General features: G+C 61.4%; 14 protein-coding genes. 1 reads left to right on the forward strand and 13 read right to left on the reverse strand.

Annotated elements, in window-relative coordinates; translation table 11 throughout:
* Positions 1 to 47: 47 nt before the first annotated feature.
* Together D4A92_RS03935 and D4A92_RS03940 are read right to left on the reverse strand one after the other, a co-directional pair.
* Positions 48 to 935, reverse strand: coding sequence for a hypothetical protein (locus tag D4A92_RS03935; RefSeq protein ID WP_203018250.1), 888 nt, complete (start codon positions 933 to 935; stop codon positions 48 to 50).
* Positions 932 to 2,107: a GNAT family N-acetyltransferase gene (locus D4A92_RS03940; protein WP_203018252.1), complete on the reverse strand. Its 1,176-nt coding sequence runs from the start codon at positions 2,105 to 2,107 to the stop codon at positions 932 to 934. Before D4A92_RS03940 ends, D4A92_RS03935 begins: the two co-directional genes overlap by 4 nt.
* Positions 2,108 to 2,428: 321 nt before the next feature.
* On the opposite strand from D4A92_RS03940, the gene D4A92_RS03945 reads away from it, so the two are divergent.
* Complete coding sequence (locus tag D4A92_RS03945) at positions 2,429 to 3,454, forward strand: LacI family DNA-binding transcriptional regulator (protein WP_203018254.1); 1,026 nt, start codon at positions 2,429 to 2,431, stop codon at positions 3,452 to 3,454.
* Between the two features lie 10 nt (positions 3,455 to 3,464).
* Here D4A92_RS03945 and D4A92_RS03950 read toward each other — a convergent pair whose 3' ends face one another.
* From D4A92_RS03950 to D4A92_RS04000, 11 genes are all read right to left on the reverse strand, one after another.
* Entirely contained in the window at positions 3,465 to 4,502 is a 1,038-nt protein-coding gene (locus D4A92_RS03950) for a carbohydrate kinase family protein (protein ID WP_203018256.1), read from the reverse strand.
* Positions 4,502 to 5,173 (reverse strand): D-lyxose/D-mannose family sugar isomerase, encoded by a 672-nt coding sequence (locus D4A92_RS03955; RefSeq protein WP_203018258.1) that lies wholly within the window; start codon positions 5,171 to 5,173, stop codon positions 4,502 to 4,504. Before D4A92_RS03955 ends, D4A92_RS03950 begins: the two co-directional genes overlap by 1 nt.
* Positions 5,174 to 5,182: 9 nt before the next feature.
* Positions 5,183 to 6,322: a Gfo/Idh/MocA family protein gene (locus D4A92_RS03960; RefSeq protein WP_203018260.1), complete on the reverse strand. Its 1,140-nt coding sequence runs from the start codon at positions 6,320 to 6,322 to the stop codon at positions 5,183 to 5,185.
* 25 nt (positions 6,323 to 6,347) lie between these two features.
* Positions 6,348 to 7,172 carry a class I fructose-bisphosphate aldolase gene (locus tag D4A92_RS03965; protein WP_203018262.1) on the reverse strand — a complete coding sequence of 275 codons (825 nt, stop codon included), beginning with the start codon at positions 7,170 to 7,172 and terminating at the stop codon, positions 6,348 to 6,350.
* A gap of 208 nt (positions 7,173 to 7,380) precedes the next feature.
* Positions 7,381 to 8,844 carry an alanine/glycine:cation symporter family protein gene (locus D4A92_RS03970; RefSeq protein WP_203018264.1) on the reverse strand — a complete coding sequence of 488 codons (1,464 nt, stop codon included), beginning with the start codon at positions 8,842 to 8,844 and terminating at the stop codon, positions 7,381 to 7,383.
* Between the two features lie 11 nt (positions 8,845 to 8,855).
* The gene (locus tag D4A92_RS03975) at positions 8,856 to 10,634 is read right to left on the reverse strand and encodes an SLC13 family permease (RefSeq protein WP_348649888.1); all 1,779 of its coding nucleotides are present in this window, start codon (positions 10,632 to 10,634) and stop codon (positions 8,856 to 8,858) included.
* A 222-nt stretch (positions 10,635 to 10,856) separates the two neighbouring features.
* A complete protein-coding gene (locus tag D4A92_RS03980) occupies positions 10,857 to 11,639 on the reverse strand; it encodes a FadR/GntR family transcriptional regulator (protein ID WP_203018267.1) in 783 nt (260 codons plus the stop codon).
* Between the two features lie 6 nt (positions 11,640 to 11,645).
* Complete coding sequence (locus tag D4A92_RS03985; protein WP_203018269.1) at positions 11,646 to 12,443, reverse strand: ATP-binding cassette domain-containing protein; 798 nt, start codon at positions 12,441 to 12,443, stop codon at positions 11,646 to 11,648.
* A complete protein-coding gene (locus D4A92_RS03990) occupies positions 12,440 to 14,239 on the reverse strand; it encodes a dipeptide/oligopeptide/nickel ABC transporter permease/ATP-binding protein (protein ID WP_203018271.1) in 1,800 nt (599 codons plus the stop codon). The genes D4A92_RS03985 and D4A92_RS03990 overlap by 4 nt, the downstream gene beginning before the upstream one ends.
* On the reverse strand, positions 14,236 to 15,183 hold the full coding sequence (locus D4A92_RS03995; protein ID WP_203018273.1) for an ABC transporter permease: 948 nt from the start codon (positions 15,181 to 15,183) through the stop codon (positions 14,236 to 14,238). The genes D4A92_RS03990 and D4A92_RS03995 overlap by 4 nt, the downstream gene beginning before the upstream one ends.
* Before the next feature lie 70 nt (positions 15,184 to 15,253).
* Complete coding sequence (locus D4A92_RS04000) at positions 15,254 to 16,819, reverse strand: ABC transporter substrate-binding protein (protein ID WP_203018275.1); 1,566 nt, start codon at positions 16,817 to 16,819, stop codon at positions 15,254 to 15,256.
* Between the last annotated feature and the right edge of the window lie 39 nt (positions 16,820 to 16,858).

Genomic DNA, 16,858 nt, shown 5'->3' on the forward strand with positions numbered 1-16,858 from the left:
GATATCTTTTATCGTGCTGGCGCTGATCGTTACCCGTCCGCGCACCACTAGAAGTCGGCGGCAATCATCAGGGCCGAGGCTGCTGCGGCTGAGCCGACGGCCATCGAGAGCCAGGGTCGCTTCTGCGCCACATCAATGGTGAAAAGATTGAGCGGAAACAGGTGCTGATGTGGCTGTGGCGTCGCGCCCTGACGGGGTGCCGGCAGATACCACTCGTCATCAAACCATCGCCAGTCATCCGCCCAGGTCCAGCAATCATGCCGCTTGTAGACAGAGGCCACCTCTTCCGCGAAAGCCTTGTTGGTCGGCAGACGGATCGGCTGTCCGGGAGATGTCTGGAAGTATCGCATCGCCAGAGGCAGCGACCGATTGGTGCAATAATTCGACATCCAGAGATTGAAGCCGATCTCATCCCTCAGACCTTGGAGCACGCGGAAGAGCTGGACATGTTCCTCATGCCCATATTCGCCCCAGGGATTGTGTGTGAAAACATTCATGCCCGGACGCAGGCGATCCCGCAGCAAGGTTTGTATCTTCACGAAGTTGTCCTGATAGGCCTTCAACACACTGTGTTCGGCCACGCGCCGTTCGCCCATGCCGACCTTGCCAAGCGCAAGGCGCGACATGCGCGTCAGTTCCCGCCGCTGGCTTTCGAAGCTGAGGACGAGACCGTCAGGGCTTTCTCGCGGGTCATCCCAGTTTGCACAGCCAGCCGCACCGGATTCCGAGATATTGAGGCAACTGACACCCGCGCGGGGAAAATCGGCGAGAGCGGCAGCTCGCTTTTCGCCGAGTCCCGGCTGGGCCCAGAAATCCCTGTAGACGACGACCACCTCATCGACGTCGTGCAGAATGGCATTGAACCACAGCAGTTCATCGTCCGGATGCGCTGCAACGATGACCGAATTCTCGAGGAATGCTGGGCGCGCGTTCATCCACTGTCCTCCCCGGATGTCTGGCGGCGGGCAAAAGGTGTCGTGGTCGTGGCGGCAGAAGCCTCGCGCCACCGCTCGCGCCAACGCATCGCAGTAAGCGCAATTGCGCCTCGCACGGTCGGCGTATGCGTCAATACATGAAGGGGCGTGGCCACCGTGCCGAAATCTGCCTTGAAGGGCTCATCGCCAATGGTGAAGTCGAAGATCTCGCCACCGGCCTCAATCCAGTCGCCGATCATCCCATCATAGAGCAGCAAACCCGGCGAATGGCGCCCATGGGTCTGGTAATCGCAGCCGATCAGCAGGTAGTGGAGCCGTCCGCCAAACGAGAGGCAGAAGGTATAACCGATCGCATCGCCCCCGAGTTCGAGCGCGTAGATGCGGGCAAAACCTGCCTGCGCCCCGGATTGCGCAACGGCGCTGTAGAAGGCTCGCGCTGCGGGCGCGGCAATCACGTCCTGCTCGAAACGGCCCTCGCGCAGCTGAGCCAGCCGTTCCATCGCGCGGGCGATCGCGTGCTCTCCGTGAACGACAACAAACTTTGCGCCTTCCGTCTTGAAGAATCGCTTGCGTTTGCGGGCAAGATAGCGCGCGAAACTGTCGGTCAGCGCCTCTTCTCGCCAATGCTCCACCGGCGCCAGGAGTGCCGAAGCATGCGCCGAAAAGCCGAGTGTCTTCGTGCTCCCCGGCACGAACGCCTGCCAGAGGGCCAGATGCTCATCGCGGATCGGTTTTACCCGCAAGATGTCATGCGATGGCAAGGCAGCGGCGACACAGGCGCGAACCGCGTTATGATCATGCTGCCTCTCCCACCAGACGGAATCGACCACCGGCGCCGCATAGTCACTGACGCCGAGATCCGCACTTTCAAGGATCGTCACGCCGGAGAGCTTCCGGGTAATCATCGGCAGGACGAAACAGGGAGGCTCGCCAGGCCCCGGCCGTCCCACAAGTGTTACGCCTTGCGCGCCCCGTGACGGGGCAAGATGCTTGTGCAAGGCCTGGAGCCAAAGCGGATGTTGAAAGGCGGTGGCTTTCGAGCGCGCATGCAGCGCCGCATAGTCGGCGGACTGGAAGAAGGCTTCCGTCACGGCCTCGACGACGTACGCCGTCGCCGCACCGGTCTCGGCGTGGCCTTTTTCAGTCGAACGTGGCGAGCTCGCAATAACCATGCTCCGATCCATACCAAACAGCGTCGAAAAGCAGATTAACGGCAAGCGAACGTTCGGAATTATCGTGAATCTTAAGTAAAATGCGCTGCTCTTTGGCGAAAAGCGGGACGATTGAAGGTGAAAGGATTGCGACGCGAGGGGGTGATCAGGCACACGCTCTTGCAGACACTGCTGCAAACGTCAGCGGAATCTGGACACACATGACGGCGGGAAGACGACGCGGACATATTTCCTGATGCTTGGCCGACGATACAATCGCAACTTGCCGGGGCCAGCAATTCTGCGTACTCCGATCACCATAACGGATGCGGGAATACCGAAATGGCTGCCAGTATCAGGACGATCGCGAATGTTGCCGAAACCTCGGTATCATCAGTCTCGCGCGTCCTTAACAACAGTGGCTATGTCTCGCCGGAAGTGCGCCAGCGCGTTGAAGCCGCGATCCGAGACCTCAACTATGCGCCAAGCAAGGGCGCCCGCATGCTACGCGGTGAAGCGAGCCGGATGATCGGCCTCATGCTGCCGTCCATCGATGTGCCCTTCTTTGGCATCCTCGCAAACACCATCGAGCGCGAACTGTTCGAGCGCGGTTATCACACCCTGATCTGCAGTTCGGCGGAAAACGAAGACCACGAAGCCCGCTATGTCGCGATGCTGCGCGCGCAAAGGGTGGAGGGCGTCATCGTCGCCAGTGCCTATGGCGGCACCGCGCATCTCCAGCCGCTGGTCGGTTCCGGGATCCCCGTGATAGCGATCGACCGCGAACTCGTCGGCATATCGGACGACACCGTGATGGCCGATCATGTCGAAGGCGGACGCATGATGACCCGGCACCTCGTGGATCTCGGCCATCAGAGGATCGCCGTTGTCGGGGCGCCGGGACACAGCCAGCCGATCCGGCTTCGCATGGAAGGCATCAGGGCCGTTCTGCGCGAACATGGACTTGCACCGGCCATCGAGGCGATCGGCGAGGAGCACAGCTTCGCCGCCACCTACGCGCTGGCACAATCCGTTCTGCTGGATCACACCGACATCACCGCGATCATCGGCACCACGGACATCGCGGCCATTGCGGCGATCCACGCCGTCCGCGACACCGGGCGCAGCGTACCGGATGATTGCTCTGTCATTGGCTTCGACGACTTGCCGGAGGCAGCCTATGTTCTGCCACGGCTGACGACGGTCGCACAGCCGATCCGCGCGGTCGCGCTCGAGGCGACCCGCAAGCTCGAAGAACGTCTGCAGGATCACAGGCAGAATCTGGAACGCCGGCCAGCCTCGCTTACGCGCATGCCCGTTGAGCTCATCATCCGGGAATCGACCGGGCCAGCCCCTGCAGATATCTGATTGCAGGCGTTCAGATTTCGGCGAGCAGAACCAACATGTCGGGTATGCCATCAGTCGCGGTCGCGCCGCCCAGACAATGAACTGCTGCGCGATGGGCAACGGCCGAAATGGTCTGGATCGGCCAGCCCTCGTGCAGACCGTAAAGCACCGCCGCGCAGAAGGCATCTCCGGCCCCGACGGGGCTGACGATGGCGGCCGGATCCACGGCAAGTGCGGGCGTGACAACCGGGGCCTTGTCGGGCGAAAGCCAGATGGAGAGTTCCGGCGCATGAATGACGACGCCTTGCGCCACCCCGCCGTCCAGAAGCCGCTGACCGGCCTCTTCCACAGCTGACAGCAGCAAAGTGCCCGACTTGTCGCGGACGACCATGCCCGTTGCGCGTCCGGCTTCGGTCTCGTTGACGATGACATAATCACAATGGGGCAGCGCAGCGGCGACCTGGTCGGCAAAGGCGGGGTCCTCGCTGGAGACGAAGTCGACACAAGTTGTCAGCCCCGCCTCGCGTGCCGCCTTCAAAAGACGCGCCGCCCCGGAAGAGCCGCTTGCATCCTTCCGGTCGAGAGCCGGCAGGAGCATGAGATAGCCGAGATAGAAGATCCTGTGTCCGCTGCCTGCAAAAGCAGCAGGGTCGATCAGATCGTCCGTCAGCAGGTCGTTGGAGCCGCCGTGATAGAAGAAGGTGCGGCTCTGCCCCGGCACGTTCATGACATGGGTATGTGCCGTCGCCTGGTCATCAAGAATACGGAGACCGGCAATATCGATGCCGAGAGCCGCGTGCCGATCGCGGACATAAGCGCCGTCCCGATCGTCCCCCACCGCACCCGCCACCGAAAGCCGCCCCTTGAACCCAAGCGAAGCGAGGTCGGTCACCACATTGGCCGCACCGCCGCCGACGCCCATGTCCTGGTGCAAAATATGCGCGAGACTGCCCTGTTCCGGCCAGTAGGACAGGGTGTGAATACGATCGACAATGAAGTTGCCGACGCAGACGATACCACCTGCCGTTCGGGCCTCTTGTCTGGTTCGAACCTCCTCCCCGGCTCTCATCAGACAGTCCCCTCGTTCCAGAGAGGTCTAAGCGGCGGCTCATCCTCCTCGATCTCGGCGAAACGCCCGATGGGTTCGAGGAAATAGTTGTCGGTCCTGTCGTCATTGACTTGGCTGACCTCGCCGACCAGCACCGGACCTTTGTCTTTCGCACCATAGAAACGGTGATAGAGCCCCGTGGGGATGGTGACGCTCTGGCCTGGATGCAGGACGAGTGGCTCCCAGGTCTGGAGATGGTGCTCGATGCCATCGACGAGAACAGAGACATCGGATTCCGTGACCTTGCCCGTTGCATCAGCCGCACAGAATTCGATGACGAGATCGCCGCCTGCCCGGTTGATAATGTCTTCCTGCTTTGACTTGTGCAGATGGGCCGGGGTCACCTGGCCTTCCTGGATAAAGAGCAGCTTCTCCGCATAGCTGCGTTCCCCTTCCATGCCGAGGATGCCGTTGCGCAGGCAAAAGAGCACGAGCCCCTGTTCGGCAAAACGGCCGGAGCCAAAGTCGGTAACGTCCCAGCCGAGCTGCCGGCTGGCCAGATAGCGCGAGGCCTCGGGATGGACTGCAAAATCGGCAGCGCCCCACTGCCCCCAGACGGGCAGGGACCAGCGCCAGGTCTCGAGCATCCCGATGGCAAACCGCAGGGCTTCGTTGATCTCGGAGCGTCTCATGGTCCCGCCTCAATCGTAGTCGACAGAAACGACCCGGTTTTCCAGACCGGATTGCAGCGCGGCCGTCAGCACGGCATGATGGGCAGCCGCTTCCGCGGGGCTTGCACAGGGGAAGCCGTTCGCCGTACCACCCGCCAGTTCGTCGACGAAGGCCGCCCACATCTGCTGGATCGCATCGGCGAAGCCGAATTCGAAGATCTTGCCGGTGATGGCGGGGAAGACCGAGCCATAGCCGAGGTCTTCCGTGTTCCAGGACTGGGTGCTGCCCTGGTAATCCATCCACTGCCACTGGCGCGGCTGCTTGGTCGAGAAGAAGGCGCTCTTCTTCATGCCGAGGATGCGGATGTACCACGTGTTGGATTCTCCCGGTGCGATGCGCCATGTCTTGAGAACCAGAGGGAAATCCTGGTCGGCGGTGCGCACGCGGCTGCTGATCGTCGCATTATCCCAAGTGGTGCAGGGCACTCTGTTGCCCTTGCCATCCGGGCGCTCGGTGATCCGCTTGACGAGGTTGGCATGCAGCGTTTCCGGCCGCCAGCCGAGCCGCAAGGGAACATGCAGCACATGCATGCCCAGATCCCCCATGCAGCCGTAGGCGCCGTTGACATGCTCCATGCGCTTCCAGTTGATCGGTTTGTTGGGATCGATGTCGGAAGAATGCAGAAAACCGGCTTCGACTTCGAGAATGTCGCCCATCTCGCCACTCGCCGCCATGGCAATGACCTTCTGCGCGCCAGGGAAGAAAGGCATTTCCGACGAGCAGCGAACGATGAGTTCCGGATGCTCGGCGAGAACAGCCATGATCGCCCTGTTCTGCGCCAGATCCATCCCGAACGGCTTTTCACCCAGCAGATGTTTTCCGGCCTTGAGAATGTCCGTGTAGAAGTCGGCATGCAGCACATGAGGTACGGCGCAGTAAATGGCGTCGACCTCAGGATTGGCGAGAAGTTCGCGGTAGTCCGTGGTTGCCTGTCGAACGGAGGGAACGTGGGTCTGAAACCACGCCATCAGCTCCGTATTGGTGTCACAGACGGCAACGATCTCTGGCCTAGCCTTGGCGTCAGTCAGATGCATCCAGCGGGCTGCGGCGCTGGCAAATTCGCGCCCCATGAGGCCGCAGCCGATGACGCCGAAACGAAAGGTCTTCATAAGCTCCTCCTCCCGTCACGCTATCTCAGGCGAGATGACGCGACGCTTCCTCCGCCGTTGCGCCGTCGTGAACGATGGCCATCAGCGCCCGCGTCATGCCGCCCGGATTGGCATGCTGGATGACATTGCGGCCATAGACGATCCCGCGCGCGCCTTGCTCCATCAACACCCTGGTGCGAGCGAGGATTTCCTCATCGGAGACCCGGCCACCGCCACGCACGAGGACGGGCAGCCCTTGAGCGATCTCGATCACCCGATGATATTCGGTGACGTCGTCGCAGGGGTCTGCCTTTATGATGTCGGCGCCGAGTTCGGCGGCTTGGCGGACCAGCGGCAGGATCTTGTCGATTGCGCCGTCAACCATATAGGCGCCCTTGGAATTGTCCTGCATGACCAGCGGCTCGACCATGAGCGGCATGCCGTAGATCTCGCATTCGCGCTTCAGGCTGTTCACGTTGCGCACGCAGGCCCGATAGACCTCGGGCTGGTTCGGCAGCATCAGCAGATTGACCACGACACAGGCTGCATCGAGCGCGATCGCCTGTTCGACCGGACGATCGATCACCTCGGAGAACAGGGCACTCGGCAGCGGGTTGCCATAGATGTTCGCAATATCGGTACGCAGCACGAGGGCTGGACGAGCCTTGCCCGGGATCGACTGCAGCATGGGCGCTGTGCCCGGCGGCAGCTGGATGGCGTCAGGGCCTGCCGCAGCGATGACGTCGATGGCTTGGCGCATGTTCTCGATACCGGCGAGAAACGTGCGTTCATTGAACATGCCGTGATCGATGGCCACGTCGAAGCAGTTGCCAGACGTGCCGAAGAGGCGGTTCAATCGCGCCTGTTTCATCGTTATCTCCTCCCAATGTGGTAACGTTTCCACACAGGCTAGTAGCGCACCCCACGGGTGTCAACGGAAATGATGGGAACGGTCCTATCAACGAGGCAAGCACAAAGATGCCGCCCCGGAAAACCGAGGCGGCTTCAATCAGCCGACAATGTCATCAATCGCTTTGAGACGTTCGCGGGGCCGCGTCACCACAGCCCCACAAAGATGCTCACGCCTTGGCGAGAGCGCCCCCGTCCGGTCCCGCCACTCTTTGCGCATGGGGCCAGGCGGAATGATCGAGATCGAGATCGGGAAACGCCGTCGGTTCAAAGACTGGCCGCGCCACACCGGCCTTCAGCTGCGAGCGGAAATCGTCGAGGACCCGCAAGGCGACGGGGAAGAGCATCAGGATCACGGTGAGGTTGACCACCGCGAGCACGCCCATCAGCGGATCGGAGAAGAAGAAGACCGCCGTTGCACCCGGAGCCGTCGCGCCCAGGAATACGACGATGACGATGGCAAAACGCAGAACATGCAAGGCACCCGGCCGTGCGGTCATGACCTTCAGGGCCGTCTCACCGAGATAGTAGTTGTAGATGATCGAACTGAAGGCAAAGAGCAGGATGGCGAAAGTCAGGAAATACTGCGACCACGTGCCGACCTGGCTGACCAGCGATTGCTGGGTAAGCACGATGCCGTCGATGCCTTCCACGCCCGGCTGATAGACGGGGCTGAGCAGGATGATGAAGGCCGTGCAGGTGCAGATCACGATGGTGTCGATGAACACCGAGAAGGACTGGGTAATGCCCTGGCTGATTGGGTGGCGGACATCAGCCGTCGCCGCCACGTTCGGGGTGGATCCGAGACCCGCCTCGTTGGAAAACAACCCGCGGCGAAGCCCCTGGGCCAGGGCAGCGCCGAAGCCGCCGCCGACAACCTCTTCCAGGCCAAAGGCATTGGCGATGATCGACCAGATGACGCCCGGAATCTCGGTGATGTTGGACAGGATGACCAGCAGTGTCAGGCCGATATAGATGAAGGCCATGATCGGAATGATGACGTCAGCGACCTTCGCGATACGGCGGATGCCGCCATAGACGATAAAGCCGGTGATGATCGCAAGACCAATGCCACTCCAGACGCGATCGACGCCGAGGCTGTCATAGACGGCACCGGCAAAGGTATTGCCCTGGAAAGCGTTGAAACCAAAGGCAAACGCCAGCATCAGGCAGACGGCATAGACCACGGCCAGCCATTTGTGCTTCGCACCGAGCCCATAGATGATGTAGCCGGCAGGCCCGCCCTGATAGGTGCCGTCGCCGTTGGAACGCTTGTAAAGCTGAGCAAGCGTCGATTCGACCAGGCTCGTCGCCATGCCGATGATTGCAATCGCCCACATCCAGAAGACGGCCCCCGGCCCGCCGAGCGTGATCGCGACCGCGACGCCTGCGATGTTACCACCACCGACGCGCCCGCCGACGGACACGAGCAGGGCCTCGCGTGCGCTGATCGCATTCGGATCGCCGGTCTGGTTCTTGGCGAAGAGAACGCGAAACATGCGCTTGAAGAACCTGATCTGCACGAACCCGGTCATCACCGTGATGAACACGCCGAAGACAACGAGCATGGGAATGAGCGCCCATCCCCATGTGAGATCCTCGACCAGTCCGAAAAAGCCGGTGATGATATCCATGCGTTTACTCCTCAAAGACCATAATAAAGATAGATAGCGTAGCAGGACGCCAAGCCCACTATGATGTTCATCGGCAAGCCGATCTTGACGAAATCACTGAAACGATAGTTCCCGGCACCATAAACCAGCGTATTCGTCTGATAGCCGATCGGCGTCGCAAAGCTTGCACTTGCACCGAACATGACGGCCACCACCAGGGCCCTCGGATCGATACCGAGTTGCTGACCGAGGCCGATGACGATCGGCGTCAGGATGACGGCTACTGCATTGTTGGTCACGCATTCGGTGAGCGTCGACGACAATGTATAGACCAAAAGCAGAAGAACGAAGGGCGAGACCGTCGACATCAAGGGCATGGCCGTATCCACAACGAGTGCCACGGCTCCGGTTTCTTGCAATCCCTGCCCGACGATCAGCATCGCGAAAATCAGGATCAGAATGCCGCCATCGATCGAGCCCCAGGCTTCGTCTGCGTCAATGCAGCGCAAGATGAGAATGGCGGGAACTGCGATCATCGCCAGAGTGCCGATGTCCATGACATTGAATGCAGCGAGAAGCACGACGAGACCGAGGGCGAGCAAGGCCAAAGGCGCCTTGGTCGGCCTGAAAGCACGGGCGGTGGAACGGGTGACCGATATCAGCTCGTTCTGCTGCGACAGTTCATCGAGAGCCTCGGCGGTACCCTCAATGAGCAGCTTGTCTGCCGGCCGCAGGCGGACATTGGCAAGGTCCGGACCCGGTACATGCCGGTGTCGATGGGCACCGATGATGCGCACGCCGAAGCGGCGCCCGAGCGTCAGGCTGGAAAGGCGTGTCCGATAGCCGTAGCGCCCGGGTGCCACGACCGCCTCGACCACGATGACGTCGCCCTTCGGCGCCGCTCCGCGTCTTTGACCGACGCGCAAGCCTTCCAGCGCATTCAGGGTCAAGATGTCTGCCGACTTTGCAAGAATGATCAGACCGTCGCCCTTTTTCAGGGTCATGGTCTCGATATCCTTACGGACCACCTCGCCATTGGCGTGCAGACCGACGATGCGAAGCCCAGGCTGCTTGAATTCCGCGATTTCACCGATCGGCTTTTCAGTGAACGGACCTTCGGCGAGCACGGTGATTTCCGAAAGAAACTCGGCGTCATCCTGATCGTCCAGTTCGCCGCCTTCCTCACGGCGATCCGGCAAAAGAAACCTGCCAAGCACGAGCATCGTGAGCCCGCCAGTGATTGCAGCAGCCAGACCAATCGGTGTGATCTCGAAAAGCGAGAAAGGCTCAAGCCCCTGTCCCCGGGCGACGCCATCGACGAGCAGGTTGGTCGATGTGCCGATCAGCGTCAAGGTGCCACCCAGAATAGCAAAATAGGATACGGGGATCAGGAGCCGTGTCGCAGCGATGTCCAGCGAGGTGGCGAGCCGGATCACGATTGGGATGAGGACCAACACGACCGGGGTGTTGTTCATGAAAGCCGAGGCGACGAGCGCCGTGACCAAGAAAACGACAAGCGCCAGCCGTGGGCGCTTTTTCGACCGTTCCAGAACCATTGCCGCCACGCGTTCCAAAACACCGGTACGCACAAGGGCACCCGTCAGCACGAACATGGCACCGATCGTCAGTGGCGCAGAGTTTGAGAAAACGCCCATTGCCTTGTCGGTCGGGACGAAGCCGAGCACGATAAAGACTGCGGCACCGGCAGATGCCGTCACTTCAGCGGGATATTTTTCCCAGACGAACATGCCAAACAGCAAGATCACCAGGCCCAGAGCAATCTGCGCCTCGTAGCCCGAGAAAAACTGCATCATCTTTTTCCGTAAAGCCCCCGACTGACCGCGTGAAGTAACGCGCGACACGCGATCTGGCTCCACCGGCTCGCAAAAATGTCGAGGGAGCGGGAGCTCACTACACTCTGAATGCGGCTCGCGCAAACCATAGCCCGACCTCCTGTTATGCCCGCCACTGTCCGACATCGACTGAGACGGCAACGCCGACCTCGTAAAGGACTGCCGACTGTACCGTCCTAATTATCCGATCGTGCCTGCCCGCGCCAGCATATAGGCCTCAGCGAATGCCATATGCTCGGCCGCGATCGCGCGCGCATCCTCTGTCCGTCCATCCTTCAGCGCTGCCATGAGCCGGTACTGGTAGGAGAGCCCCTCCTCCCGCGAGCTGGGCGCAGGATCAGCATAGATCTGCCTGGCCAGTGGCAGATCGCGCAACAGATTGTGCATCAGACCACAGAGAAACCCGAGCAACGGGTTGGGACAGAACTGAGCCAGCTGCGAGTGGAAATCGAGTTCCGCAACGCGTTGGCGATACTGTTCGTCCGGGTCGACCGGCGGGTGATCATAGAGCCGGATCGTTCGCTCGAGCAAAGCCAGTTGCTGGGCCGATACCCTGCCTGAGAGCGAGGCGGCGACTTCAGGCTCCAGCGCCTTGCGGATCGCATAGATGTTGGAGAGGGTCGGCGGATTGAAGAAGAAGTGGGTGGACAACAACTCCATGGCGTGGCGAGCGGAGGGAGCCGCGACGAAGGCACCGCCCCCGGGGCCGCTACGCGTGAAGATCAGGCCTTGTGTTTCCAGAGCCTTCATCGCCTCCCGCACCGTGCCCTTGGCAGCCTTGAAGCGGTCCATCAGATCGCGCTCCTGCGGCAGACGATCGCCTGGCTGAAGCCCTTGCGAACGGATGAAATCCTTCATCAGATCGGCAATGGCATCGGGTCGGCGCTTCGTCTTTCCGGCAGGGGTAAACAACCGCTTGCCGTCTTCGCTGCTCGTCTTCGCCCTCTCCTCGGTATCGGTCATCGCACGTCATTCTCTCCTGATACGGGGCGCACTGGCCACGAGCCGCCTTGTATAAGCGTGTTCAGGATCGGCAAAAAGCCTTGCCGCGGGTGCCAGCTCGACAATCTCACCGAAATACATGACGGCCACGCGGTCACAGATTGCCTCGACAACGGCAAGGTCATGACTGATGAAGAGATAGGACAAGTCGAACCGCGTTTTCAGATCGCTGAGAAGCAACAGGACCTGCGCCTGCACGCCGACGTCGAGCGCGCTCACCGGCTCGTCGAAGACTAGGATCTCCGCTTCCGCCGCAAGAGCGCGCGCGATCGCAATCCGTTGCGCCTGCCCCCCGGAGAATTCGTGCGGATAGCGCGAGAGCGTGCTCTCCGGCATCTGGACCGCGTCCAGCAGTTCCTTCATCCGTTCACGCCGCCTGGGCGCCTCGTATCCGCAGAGCAGCTTGAGCGGGGTCTCAAGGATGCTGCTGATTGTCTTGCGCGGGTTCAGCGAGGCAACCGGGTCTTGAAAGACATACTGGATCGTCTTGCCAAAGGCCTGCGGCCCCTCGCGCCGAAGCACATCCGCATCCTTGCCCCCGATCAGCATGCTGCCCGATGTCGGCGTCTCGAGCCCGACCAGCATGCGGGCAAGCGTGCTCTTTCCCGATCCGCTTTCCCCGACGACGGCAAGCGTTTCACCCCGCATCAGATCCAGCGACACGGATTTCACGGCCTTGACCTCGTGCCGTTCCTTGCCGAACAGGCTGCGCCCGCCACCGAAGGACTTGGTCAGCTCACGGATCTGGATCGCAGACTTCGTCATGACACCTCCGCGTTCTGCTTAGGGAAGAGCCGGGCGACACGCTCCAAGAATTGCGCTCCGGTCCCGAGTTCGGGCACACAGGCAATCAGCCGCTTCGTGTAGTCATGCTGCGGGTTGGCGAGAACCGCGCGCGTTTCTCCGGTCTCGACGATCTCGCCGTCCTTCATCACCGCGACGCGGTCACAGATCTCCGACACGACGCCGAAATCGTGGGTGATGAAGAGAAGCGCCATCCCGCGCTCGCGCTGAAGATCACGCAAGAGTTCGAGAATGCGGGCCTGCACGGTCACGTCGAGCGCGGTCGTCGGCTCGTCGGCGATGATCACGTCAGGATCGTTGGCAAGCGCCATGGCAATGCCGATACGCTGGCGCTGCCCGCCCGAAAGCTGATGCGGATAGTGTTTCGCCCTTTCCCGGGCCTCCGGAATTCCGACCTTTTCAAGCAGGGCAATCGCTCGTTCACGGCGGTCCTTCGCGCTCACTGACTGATGCGCAGCGATCGCTTCCTCGACTTGCCGTCCGACGGGATACATGGGGTGCAGGGTGGTCAGCGGATCCTGAAACACATAGGCGACACGGCTGCCACGCAGGGAAATCAACCGTGTCTGCGACATCGCCAGCACGTCTTCATTGCCCACATAGATCGCACCGCTCTGGATGATGCCCGGTGGGGACGCCACCAGCCCCATGACCGACAGCGCCGTAACGCTCTTCCCCGACCCGCTTTCACCGATCAGCCCGAGGCATTCCCCGCGCTTCACATGCAGGGAAATCCCACGCACCGCCGGAATGATGTCGTTTCCGCTGCGGAAACCGGTCTCTAGACCTTCGATGGAAAGAGCAGCGTCCTGGGCTGAGTTTTCCGGAACGTTTCGATCGGTTGCAATTTCCGTGACAGGCCCCGGACGCGCAAGCGCCCCGGAGCGCAGGCGTGGATCGAGCACGTCGCGAATGCCGTCACCCAGCACATTCAGGCTGATGACGATGAGAAAGATCATGACACCCGGCACGATCGACACATGCGGAGCGGTGAAGAGCTGCGCCCGCCCCTCGCCCAGCATCGACCCGAGATCGGCTTGCGGCGGCTGTGCGCCGAGGCCGAGGAAGCTCAGCCCCGCCGTTTCCAGGATCATCCAGCCGGCTGTCGTCGACATCGTGATGACGATGACCGGCGCCACATTCGGCAAAACCTCGGTGAACATGACGGACAGGTGCCCCTTGCCGGAAAGGCGCGCAGCATCGACGAATTCGCGATGGGCGTATCCGAGCGTCACGCCGCGCACATTACGCGCGAAGAAGGGGATGTTGACGATGGCAATGGCATAGAGCGCGTTCATCAGGCCCGGCCCCAGGGCAGCGACGATAGCGAGCGCCAAAAGAATGTAGGGAAAGGCCATCAGCATGTCGATGCCACGCATGATGGCATTGTCCGTGCGTCCACCCACATAGCCCGCGACAATACCGATCACTGACCCGATCAGCGCGGCGATCAGCGTCGCCGTGAAGCCGACCGTGACGGACAAACGGGCGCCCCACAAGAGCCGGCTGAGGATATCGCGGCCGAGTTGATCCGTGCCGAGAAGATGTCCGGCCGTCAGAACAGGCTTTAGCCGCTGTGCCGGCGCGGTGGCATCGGGATCGGGCAGAGGCAGGATCGGCACGAGCAGGATCAGGAGAGCGATCAGGCCGATGAGCACGAGCCCCGCTGCCGCGAGACGGTTGTTGAGAAGAAGCCGCCAGGACGTGATCCGTCCCGAAGCGACCTTGGGCGGGGTAACAGCAGAAACGGTACTCACGTGCGGATCCTCGGATCGAGCATGGATTGGAGAACATCAGCGACGAGGTTGAAGAGCACGTAGCTCGCGGCAACGACGAGCACTCCACCTTGGACCAACAGGATGTCACGGCTGGAGATGGCCTTGACCAGCATGGCCCCGACGCCCGGCCACTGGAACACGGTCTCGATATAGACGGCGCCGCCGAGCACGAAGCCGGACTGGATGCCGATCACCGGAATGATGCTAACCAGTGCCGATCGAAACGCGTGACCATAGATGACCCGCCGTTCCGAAAGTCCCTTGGCACGGGCCGTGCGGACAAAGTCCTGTCGCAGCACTTCGAGCATGGCGCCCCGCGTAAGGCGTGCGATCACGCCAGCCGCGACGACCGACAGCGTGACGGCCGGCAGCACCAGATGGAGCAGAAGGTCTTTGAGGTCCCCTCCGCCATAGACGGCATACATGCCCGAGGCCGGCAGCATGCGCCACTTGACCGCGAAGAGATAGATGAGAAGCAGTCCCAGCCAGAAGGAGGGCATGGAGATCCCGGCCAGCACGAAAAAGGTGATCGCACGGTCCGCCCATCCGAACTGCCGGACAGCCGAGACAACACCGGCGAGAAGGCCGATGACCGTGCACAGAAGGAGGGAGACGCCGGCAAGGATGAGGGTGGCGCCGAAACGCTCGAGGACTTCGTCGAGCACGGGCCGGTTCAGGGCATAGGAGCGGCCGAAGTCACCCTGCAGCACATTGCCGATCCAGACCAGGTATTGTTGAACCAGGGGCTTGTCGAGCCCGAGGTCGCGATTGATGCGCTCGACGTTTTCTGGCGTCGCATAGGCGCCGAGAATGGCTGTCGCCGTATCCCCGGGAATGAGGGCCATCACCAGGAAGACGATGATCGACAAGCCGAACAAGACGGGCACGACTGCGATCAGACGTTTGAGAATATAGGCCGGCATAGCAACCTCCGGGAATGTCCCAGGCTGACGCCGGCGAGCGACATGCCCGCCGGCATCAGCCGCAGGAGGATTACTGCTTCGTCACACCGTGCAGGTTGAGAAGGAACGAGGGCTGCAGCTTGAAGCCCTGGACAGCGGCAGTCGTGACCGCGTTCTGCTTCCAGTTGGCGACAAACAGCCAGGGGGCATCGTCATGCACGATCTCCTGGACCTGGCCGTAAAGCTTGCCGCGTTCGGCCTGATCCGTCGAGGTGCGTGCCTTCTCCAGCAAGTCGTCGACCTCGGGGTTCGAATAGTAGCCAGAGTTGAAGCCACCCTTGTCCGGCATCGCATCGCTGCGCAGCGTGAGATAGGGCACAGTGTCGGGATCATTCGTCATCCAGGCCATTTCGGCCATATCAGCCTGACCGTCGAGACCCTGGTTGACGCGACCGAGGAAGGTATTCCACTCATAGGTCTCGATCTTCACTTTGAAGCCGACAGCCTGCAGATCGGCCTGGATGGCTGCGCCCATCGTCACCGGATCGAGCATGCCCGAACCGCCTTCAGTGACGTAGAATGTCAGTTCCGGCGCCTCGACACCCGCCTCGGCGAGCAAGGCCTTGGCCTTCTCTGGATCATGGGCATAAGGCTCGACCGAGCTTTCCACCCAGTTGAAGGCAGGCGGAATCGGACCAGCGGCCACGGTTGCCGTGCCCTGAAGCACATCGTTGACCAGCGTTTCCTTGTTGACGGCGTAGTTGGCGGCCTGACGAACACGCTTGTCGGCGAACGGACCGCTCTTGGTGTTCAGGATGCCGAACCAGACATGCGGCCCCGCCTGCTCGGCGACGGAGAACGCGGCATCCTGCTGGAAGGTCGTGAGATTGTCCGGCGGCACCTCGACCATCACGTCGATGCCTCCGGAAAGCATTTCGGCAACACGCGTATTTGCATCCGTCACGGGTCGAAAGACGACGGCTTCGAGGGCCGGAGCCTCACCCCAGTAGTCCGGATTGCGCTCGACGACCACACGCTGGTTCGACAGCCATTCGGCAAACTTGAATGGTCCGGTGCCCGAGGGGTTCCGGCCGTAGTCTGCGCCATGCTGCTCCACGGCAGCCGGAGAAACGATCAGCCCTGTGGGATAGGCGAGATTGGACAAGAAGGGGGCAAACGCCTCGCTCAGCTTGAACTCTACCGTCTGGCCGTCGATCACGTTGACGGCCTCGACAGAGGCGAAGTTGAACGACAGGGGAAATGGACCGGTATTGTAGAATGGGTGGTCCTCTTTCAGCATTCGGTCGAAGTTGAACTTGACGGCCTCGGCGGTGAAGTCGGAACCGTCGTGAAACTTCACGCCCTGACGCAGCTTGAACGTATAGGTCTTGCCATCCTCCGAGATGTCCCAGCTCTCCGCGAGCGCCGGCTCGATCTCCAGCGTCCCGTCCTTGAAGCGCACCAGACCATCATAGACGTTCACCAGAATGCGGAAATCATTGGTGGCGGTGACAGTATGCGGATCGAGAGACTTCGGCTCGGCGATCTGCCCGACGACGAGGACATTGGGCGGGGTCTGCGCGCTCGCCGGCTGGGCGGCAATCATGGCGGCACTCAAGGCGGCAGCGGCAAATGCGCTCCGGAACAGCCTCTTCATGGGGAAATCCTTTCGATTTGGCATCCTTTATGCGCGCTA

Origin of the sequence: Rhizobium rosettiformans (genome assembly GCF_016806065.1) — a bacterium.
GTDB lineage: Bacteria > Pseudomonadota > Alphaproteobacteria > Rhizobiales > Rhizobiaceae > Allorhizobium.

Excerpts from the sequence above, each read along its gene's own strand:
- D4A92_RS03965 (WP_203018262.1), bottom strand. The coding sequence starts at position 7,172 with ATGAAACAGGCGCGATTGAACCGCCTCTTCGGCACGTCTGGCAACTGC.
- D4A92_RS03945 (WP_203018254.1), top strand. The coding sequence starts at position 2,429 with ATGGCTGCCAGTATCAGGACGATCGCGAATGTTGCCGAAACCTCGGTA.
- D4A92_RS03940 (WP_203018252.1), bottom strand. The coding sequence starts at position 2,107 with ATGGTTATTGCGAGCTCGCCACGTTCGACTGAAAAAGGCCACGCCGAG.
- D4A92_RS03935 (WP_203018250.1), bottom strand. The coding sequence starts at position 935 with ATGAACGCGCGCCCAGCATTCCTCGAGAATTCGGTCATCGTTGCAGCG.
- D4A92_RS03975 (WP_348649888.1), bottom strand. The coding sequence starts at position 10,634 with ATGCAGTTTTTCTCGGGCTACGAGGCGCAGATTGCTCTGGGCCTGGTG.
- D4A92_RS03995 (WP_203018273.1), bottom strand. The coding sequence starts at position 15,183 with ATGCCGGCCTATATTCTCAAACGTCTGATCGCAGTCGTGCCCGTCTTG.
- D4A92_RS04000 (WP_203018275.1), bottom strand. The coding sequence starts at position 16,819 with ATGAAGAGGCTGTTCCGGAGCGCATTTGCCGCTGCCGCCTTGAGTGCC.
- D4A92_RS03955 (WP_203018258.1), bottom strand. The coding sequence starts at position 5,173 with ATGAGACGCTCCGAGATCAACGAAGCCCTGCGGTTTGCCATCGGGATG.
- D4A92_RS03950 (WP_203018256.1), bottom strand. The coding sequence starts at position 4,502 with ATGAGAGCCGGGGAGGAGGTTCGAACCAGACAAGAGGCCCGAACGGCA.
- D4A92_RS03970 (WP_203018264.1), bottom strand. The coding sequence starts at position 8,844 with ATGGATATCATCACCGGCTTTTTCGGACTGGTCGAGGATCTCACATGG.
- D4A92_RS03985 (WP_203018269.1), bottom strand. The coding sequence starts at position 12,443 with ATGACGAAGTCTGCGATCCAGATCCGTGAGCTGACCAAGTCCTTCGGT.
- D4A92_RS03960 (WP_203018260.1), bottom strand. The coding sequence starts at position 6,322 with ATGAAGACCTTTCGTTTCGGCGTCATCGGCTGCGGCCTCATGGGGCGC.
- D4A92_RS03980 (WP_203018267.1), bottom strand. The coding sequence starts at position 11,639 with ATGACCGATACCGAGGAGAGGGCGAAGACGAGCAGCGAAGACGGCAAG.